Below are 202 nucleotides of genomic sequence, written 5' to 3'. Positions count from 1 at the left end.
CTATCCACTTTGTACTCGGCTTTGTTTTTGATATCCCCAAAGCCCAGTGTGCCCGTGTCGAGTTTGTTTTTATCGGCCTCGGCCGTGCTGCCAATCACCGCACCATCAAGTTGCGTGTGATTGCCCACCGTGATATCAAAACCGCCTTTGCCTGCATTGATACCCGTTTGTTTATCCACCGATTGATAATCACTGTGCATCT

General features: G+C 49.0%; 1 protein-coding gene. It reads right to left on the bottom strand.

Features of this window, described 5'->3' with window-relative positions; genetic code table 11:
* The coding region (locus AC4IFT_RS22670) for a hypothetical protein (RefSeq protein WP_490753003.1) at nt 1–202 on the bottom strand (202 nt) is incomplete at both ends.

It is taken from the genome of Providencia sp. UF-183, assembly GCF_058246155.1.
This window is presented reverse-complemented; position numbering and strand designations above follow the sequence as displayed.